The sequence below is a fragment of the Oleiphilus sp. HI0061 genome (assembly GCF_001635675.1).
Genome location: NZ_LWFE01000313.1, coordinates 1 through 7,098, shown reverse-complemented (window position 1 = coordinate 7,098; position 7,098 = coordinate 1). Strand labels below are relative to the sequence as shown.

The window sequence follows — 7,098 nt, the reverse complement described above, 5'->3', positions numbered from 1 at the left end:
GCTGTCCCATGAAGTACCGTCGGAAAAGTTAATCGCTGTTAAGGCGTAATTAGGGTCATCTTCTTTAAAGAAGCTTTCAACGACGATGCTGTCATCATTGCCAAGAACAAGCTTTAGATCATCACCACTTCGTGTCACATAGCTGGTCTGGGCAGCAATCGACTCATCGAAAACAAGGACATCTTGTCGACCTTCAGTTTCATCATAGGTCGAGATATAGTCAGCACCATCACCCAGGCTATACAGGTAGGTATCATTTCCTGCTCCGCCAAAAATGACATCGTCTCCTTCTCCTCCTGCAATAACGTCATCACCGACATCACCATACAGATAATCATCCCCACTATTGCCATTGATTGCGTCGTTATCATCACCACCATAGACATAATCCTGGCCGTCTCCGGCATCAATAGTGTCGGCACCACTGAACCCATAATAGTGCTTCGAGCCTACGCCGTCCGAGGTGATATGGTCATCACTATCCGTTCCTAGGTTAGTTCCATTGGACAAGTTGTCGACAATGAGAGATAAACTTGAACCATCAGCAAATCGAGCTTCACGGATGTACGAGAAAGTCGTCTGCGACATAGCGATCACATCACTTTCATTCGAGCCATAATTTATCTTAATAAAACTGTCGCTTGTAGGATCTTGAGAAGAAGGTCTCGCATAGGTATAAATATCGCCAGCATTCAAACCACCCTCAAAAGCTAGGATATTGATGCCTTGGGTATCAGTAATATAGATCGTACCGTCACCGGGCTTCACGATAAAGGTATCATTACCCGCGCCTCCGTCTAAGCGGTCTGTACCCGAGCCTCCAGATAAAACGTCATCACCTTTTCCACCCTGGATCTGGTCATTACCTGCGCCGCCATATAATTGATCATCACCTTCACCGCCGTAAAGCCAGTCATGCTGCTCCCCGCCATTAAGACGGTCATTCCCTTCGTCGCCATAGAGAACATCACTACCTTCATCACCATTAATTGTGTCGGAGCCCGTTCCCCCATAAAGCCAGTCAGTCTCACTCCCACCATGAAGCGTATCATTTCCACCATTGCCGTATATTGTATCGACGCCAGCACCGCCTTTTAGGGTATCGTTACCGCTCCATTCTTCTTGGAATTCGACATAATCATCAGCCGTAATTAAGCGCTCTACACCCTCCTTATTGGTATAAGACAGATACTGACCTTCAGCTGTGAAAAAGCCATTGTCGTTGGATTTATCACCTTCGATGTAGTCATCTCCATCACCACCGTCAATCGTATCATCACCCGCTTCACCCAAGATGATATCGTCCCCCTGACCACCATCAATGGTATCGTTATAGCTCAGGCTTTCATCCAGACGGTCAATATGATCTGTGATGGTAAAGATGCGAATATCACCACCTAAACCAGGCTCAGTATAGCGAACACGGTTACCGGCGGAGTCTCCCATAATAAAATCATTGTCGGCACCACCATCAATAACGTCATTACCTTCGCCACCATATATTTGCTCCTCGCCCGCACCACCCGATAGTATGTCGGTGTACTTGCCTGAAGAGATTCGGTCATTTCCGGCCCCCCCGTCGACGATATCTACATCACCGACATCAGTTCCGGCTTCATTGAGCACTTCGCCCGTTTCAGCATCAATATTTATGTAAGGGCCATTGCCAAAGATGAAGTCGATACCTTCTCCACCCGACAAGGTATCGGACCCACTGCCGCCAACCAAGGTATCATTACCCGTTCCGCCAACAAGGTTATCTTTACCAGCATGACCGAATAGCTCGTCGTTACCTTCGCCACCGAGCAGGTCATCATCACCTAGATTACCTTTCAGTACGTCATCTTCTACACCGCCTTTTAGATAATCATTGCCATGACTGCCCCAGAACTCCCAGTCATTGCCGGCGTATCCATCGTTATATAAGTCAGCATCATATAAGCTGGCATCATAGAAAATATTATCTTCAATAGTAGCCGTTCCACCTCTACTGGGAGCCCAGTTGTTAACACCATCGTAGTTATGGCCTGAACCGACGACGATGTCTCCACCTGCGGGGCTTGGTTCAGGTTCGTTGTTTTCAACATTAATACCGAAGCGGGAAAAGTCTGATTGAGCGATGACGTCGACAATATCCCCATTAGCGCCTACGGCTCTAAAGCCTGACACAGTGAGTTGATAGCGATAGGGATCGTTTTCATCTAATGCGTTTTTATATGAGTCTTCTGTACCAGAAACTTTTTCTAGAGCAGTGATGGTTCGACCACCAATTATGAGGGTGTTTATTCCTTCAGTATCTTCAATCCTGTCGTAGCCGTGACCTTGTGTGAAGTGGTAGGTATCGTTGTCTGCTCCGCCGACTAAGAAATCGTTTCCAGTGCCGCCGTGAAGGTGGTCGTTTCCTTTTCCGCCATCTAGAACATCTTCGCCCTCTCTGCCAAATAAAATGTCATCACCGCCATTTCCATATAGGTGATCATGATACTCTCCGCCCTCTAATCCAGAAGTATCATTGTCTTCTGTCCCGAAAGTATATGTATTTACCTTATCTGCGAAGAGGTAGTTTTTAGCTATATCTCCAGTTTGCAAGTCCTTAAAAAGTGCGTATTCAGTCCCCAAGCCGTCCCCATATGGAAGGTTCTCTCGGTTTTGTGAAAGTGTTAGCTCATAAAAATTAAGCCTATCAACCCAATAGGGTTCGGAATAAGTATCTTTAGCATAGCGATCTGATTCCCTGATTTCCGAAGAAACAGCACTTGCCAGTTCAGGGCCCATTAGGATGAATGGCAGATTATTGATCACACTATATCGGGCTAATCGGGCGTCCAGATCAAAGTAACCGGATTGATTAAGCCAGTGCTCTAATTGCTCTCTATCCACTCCTCTAGCATCAGCAACAGTCGAAAAGTGTATGCCCTGACTCAACAGCGTATGATGGAAGTCAATATACCCCTTAAGACCATCTTCTACATTTTCACCTAATATATCCGCTACAGCTTGAAAAACCTCAGAGTATCTTTGAGCTTCGTGAGGAGCGCTGCCCTCTAGTATATGATTAACTTCCACACGACTAATAGTCCCTCCTTCCATCCCCCCCTGATCATTGAGTCTGCCACCGCTAAGTATCGAAAACAGACTAAACGCTAAGGCATCCTTTGCCGGTGTTGTCGCGTCCGGCTGATCATTGTTTGCATTTAAATACTCTAGATAAGAAGCCGTTAATTGGGAACCCGCTTCGAGGAGGAGGGGAAGTCTAGAAAAGTTAAGTCCTGTAGAGAGAGCCCCTATTGCCGCACCAAGCCCGAATACTGTCACCGCTCTCTCAGTCGGGTCAGTTACATCAAGTACCGTTTCTGCAACGTTATCCAGAACCCAATCTCTTAATTCCGTATATTCACTTGATTTAAGGGGGAAGGCCTCAATCAAGGAAATTCCTGGTAATATAGTAAATAATCTCGCCATCGCCTCCATTTCACTGATTTCTTGATCACCACCACCCAATAGGCCATTTGTTCCAGAGCTCAAAGCTTGAACTAACGGCAAAATATCATCCAAATTAAAATAGTGATGGTTGGCTTGAGAATCTATTAATACACTGCCATCCTTCATCTGTAGCTCAATGGTTGCTAAGGAATGAGCATCGAGGAAGAACTCTGCTTCAGTTGATGAGCTAAGTTGATAGTTAGATGTCTGACCTCCGACATGCTCAGAGAGCTGGACGACTAGATCTGAGGGTTCATAATAGTGATAGATATCTGCGTCTGCGAGGAGGTCTTTATCATAATCAGAATGTTTCGAATCTAGACTAGCTTCTCCACCTAAACCATTGAAGGTTAATAGGTCTATTTGATTAGCTGCTAGTTTTCCCTCGCTCACTATTTCGTAAGCAGCATACTGCGCCAAAGCTCCACCAAGACTATGGCCAGTTACAGTCAGTGTGGCAATATCACCAACGTCGAAGTTAATATCATTAAACATTTCAAATATTTGTTGTCGTACACTCTCCCATTGACCGTAGCCCAGGCTGGATACATTCTGATACCAATCTTGGGAACCTTCAGTACCTGCAAAAGCCAATACATAATTTCCCGTACCATCTGAATAAAGGGCCGCTTTAAGTCCCGTTTGTTCTATTGTCCAGATCCCATTCTCAACAAACTCATAACCAAGATGCTTAAGAAACCCACCCCCTGCATCTAACTCATAAGCGCCTTTTGCTGCATAAAATGCTAACTCGAATTCTTCCCTTTCTATCATCAGTCATCTCCTTTGACTTGTTATCACTATCTAAACGTCCTTATCAATATTTTTCGTTTCAAAATAGGCACACACATTGAATAATTTGAGGTGTTGCCTGTACTCCTTATTCTTAATCGGCCTATACCCTCCAGAACCATAAACAACCCGACATCCATCAGGAGCTGTGCTAACTCCACGCCCCCCTACCATATCTATTGGCAACTCTTGCTCTGGTGTTACTAAATAATACAAAGCCCAAGGAGCTCCCTTACCGCTGCCGTGCTGCTCAACAAATAAACCAACATTAGTAGGCGCTATAACAGACGAACCAGCCTTAGACCAAGGACCTAAACAATAGTCCTTTACCTTTAGCGTCCAATCTTTACGACCTAACCACCAAACGCCAACTCCAGGACATGGTTTATACTGCGTCATATAAGAAAAATACCCATCAAAATATGGATAGTACAATGCAGTACCATTAATTGAATTAACAACATCAGGCTCGGAACTTAGTTCTTTGTAGCTAACACCATCTGCATTAACTAACTCTACACTGTCAAACTTCTCTCCAGTCGAACTTAACTTCACTATGAACCCATCTTCCCTTAACAGTTCCCTGATTCCTTTGCGCTGTTTAGATTTACCTGGCCTCGAGTAGTATCCACACCTAACGGCTGAACGTAATCGTCCATTCAGTTCAGAACCTCGCCGAGAAACAATCTTAAAATTTCTAGGTTGATATTCGAACTCTAGCGGCTCTGAAGAAGGCCATGAAGAGACAAATAGAGTGTCATTGGAAAAGCAATATCGACGGAGCTTCCTCTTTTGACTTTGGGTATCTACCAATTTCGTATAAGAGCCATCCGTAACATTCACAAGGTATAAAGCTTTTTCGTTTTCAATCTCTGCCATGGTGACTATTTCATTGTCACTTACCCAGTAGATGCCTCCGTGTCCTGACCGTGCACTCCATCCGAATTGATCAACCTTGATATCCTCAAACTCAGTAAAGAAGCTGTCATCAGGTAAATACTGAACATCTGTGCTGTAATAGCGAGACAACTCCAAAGTTCCATAAATACCAATTGGTGCGATTGATAAGATCGTTATTTTCTTAAGCCATTTAAGTAATACTCTTAACATTTACCAGACCTCCTACCCAAGCCGACAGAACTAGCCTCCAACAAAAGCACTAAGCCCAACCCAAATCCCAACAAAAAATAAAATCATAAGAGATAAAACCAGAAGAATGGTGTACACAATTGATGCCTTAAAAGCCTTCCAATAGCTTTCCCTAAAAATCCATTTAGCAAGCAACACCTCTGTCGCAAAGCCAATCAGTGCACTCAAATTTGAATAGTTTTCCACGTAGAGGCCTATAGGCTGCTCCATGCCGTAAATGACTTGGGTCGTTGCAACATAAAGCACCTGGAAAACCACTCCAAGCAGAATCAAGAGCACCCAGAAGTAGGCATACTCTTTGAATATGGCGTTTTCAAAAACGATTACCTTCTTGGTCACCCAAGCATAAAGAACGGGCGCTAATATAATTGCTAGCAAACCAACGACAAGATAGGTGAGAAATGCGACTAATATACCCATATTTTCTTCCTTAAAATTTTCAATTCATTCCGTTATCGGTCGTTAATACTAAGCCACCGCAGCGACTAAGCGTTCAAGCTCTTTGATTCGACTCGCCTTTTGCTTAACGAGTATTTCTTCGTGAATCTTTAATACAATACTTTTTAAGAGTTCCGTTGTGGTTTCTATCTGAGCCCTAGCTTTAAGCACCTCTATCTCTTCAGCCACGTAACGCCCTTTTAGTGATATTCTTTTATTCGCTCGACCTTTTGCCAAATCACTCTTAAGCAAAGGTAGTAAATCCTTGGGCGCAATCGAGTTCTCATAAAAAGCATGAATGTAGTATTTAATCAGGCTAGGAATAAAATCAGCACTAGCTCCGAGACTATCGCTAGCCAAGTTTAGGACATCAACTAAGTGAGAGGGCACTCGGCCTTCCACTGATTTACGCTGCTTATCTAACTGCTTCTTAATAGCTGGAGTAGATTGATGAGGAATCGCAGCAACACTATCGCAGGCATCACAAACACCCGCCAATATGTTCTTAACACTACCACTGTCATCACTAAAGGGGACGTCTCTCAACTTAAACGTGGAATTTTGTACTGACTCACAGGTATGACAAAGAACCTTTCCCACATCACCCTCTTTTAATATTTTCATAACTGGCCTCATTGATGCACACTTATAAACACAGCATTTGGTTCTATAAAAAACCACTTTATATACCATGACTGGCGCCGATACCGAGTCTTAATAAGGTGCACATTTATACTTTGATCTTTATGATGCGGACTGACCTCGTAGTCGTCTCCTCGAGTATGCTTAATGATTTCTGCTAGCTCTTCGATCGAAACATCACCTACTTCCAACAAGTTCTTAATCTCGATATTGTTTCTGGCTTCATGCAAAACATTTCCATCATATATACATTGCAGGATCCGCTTTTTAACGTCCTTGAACTTATTCATTGCCCCCTCACAGAATAATTGTACGACATTATACGTACCTATATCAATTCCTGGTATCTGTGTCTGAAAAGCTGTCAGACCTACTTCCCAGGCCTACCCGATCCTCTATTCTCGACTCTTCGACCCATACGCCTTTCAATCTCATCTACAAACTTTCCTGTGCCTGTTAGTTGACACCGCTCCACTGCGACTCCTAAATCATTCTTTGCTTCAATCAAGACCTCCAAATAGTGCTGGTCATCTTCATCACACAAAAACGCTGCCGTCTTATCATGTCCTCGCTGGACAATATGATGAGGGCAGC

At 43.9% G+C, this 7,098-nt stretch carries 6 protein-coding genes; all 6 read right to left on the bottom strand.

Going from position 1 to position 7,098, the window contains the following annotated elements:
- A partial coding sequence (locus tag A3735_RS32355; RefSeq protein WP_156499393.1) for a calcium-binding protein occupies positions 1 to 4,257 on the bottom strand: 4,257 nt, incomplete at its 3' end.
- A 30-nt stretch (positions 4,258 to 4,287) separates the two neighbouring features.
- A complete protein-coding gene (locus A3735_RS04065) occupies positions 4,288 to 5,385 on the bottom strand; it encodes a hypothetical protein (protein WP_068508131.1) in 1,098 nt (365 codons plus the stop codon).
- A gap of 30 nt (positions 5,386 to 5,415) precedes the next feature.
- Positions 5,416 to 5,844, bottom strand: coding sequence for a hypothetical protein (locus A3735_RS04060; RefSeq protein ID WP_068508133.1), 429 nt, complete (start codon positions 5,842 to 5,844; stop codon positions 5,416 to 5,418).
- Positions 5,845 to 5,892: 48 nt separating this feature from the next.
- Complete coding sequence (locus tag A3735_RS04055) at positions 5,893 to 6,486, bottom strand: hypothetical protein (protein ID WP_068508134.1); 594 nt, start codon at positions 6,484 to 6,486, stop codon at positions 5,893 to 5,895.
- An 8-nt stretch (positions 6,487 to 6,494) separates the two neighbouring features.
- Entirely contained in the window at positions 6,495 to 6,794 is a 300-nt protein-coding gene (locus A3735_RS04050; RefSeq protein WP_068508136.1) for a hypothetical protein, read from the bottom strand.
- 80 nt (positions 6,795 to 6,874) lie between these two features.
- On the bottom strand, positions 6,875 to 7,098 hold a 224-nt coding region (locus A3735_RS30245), incomplete at its 5' end, for a hypothetical protein (RefSeq protein WP_082885793.1).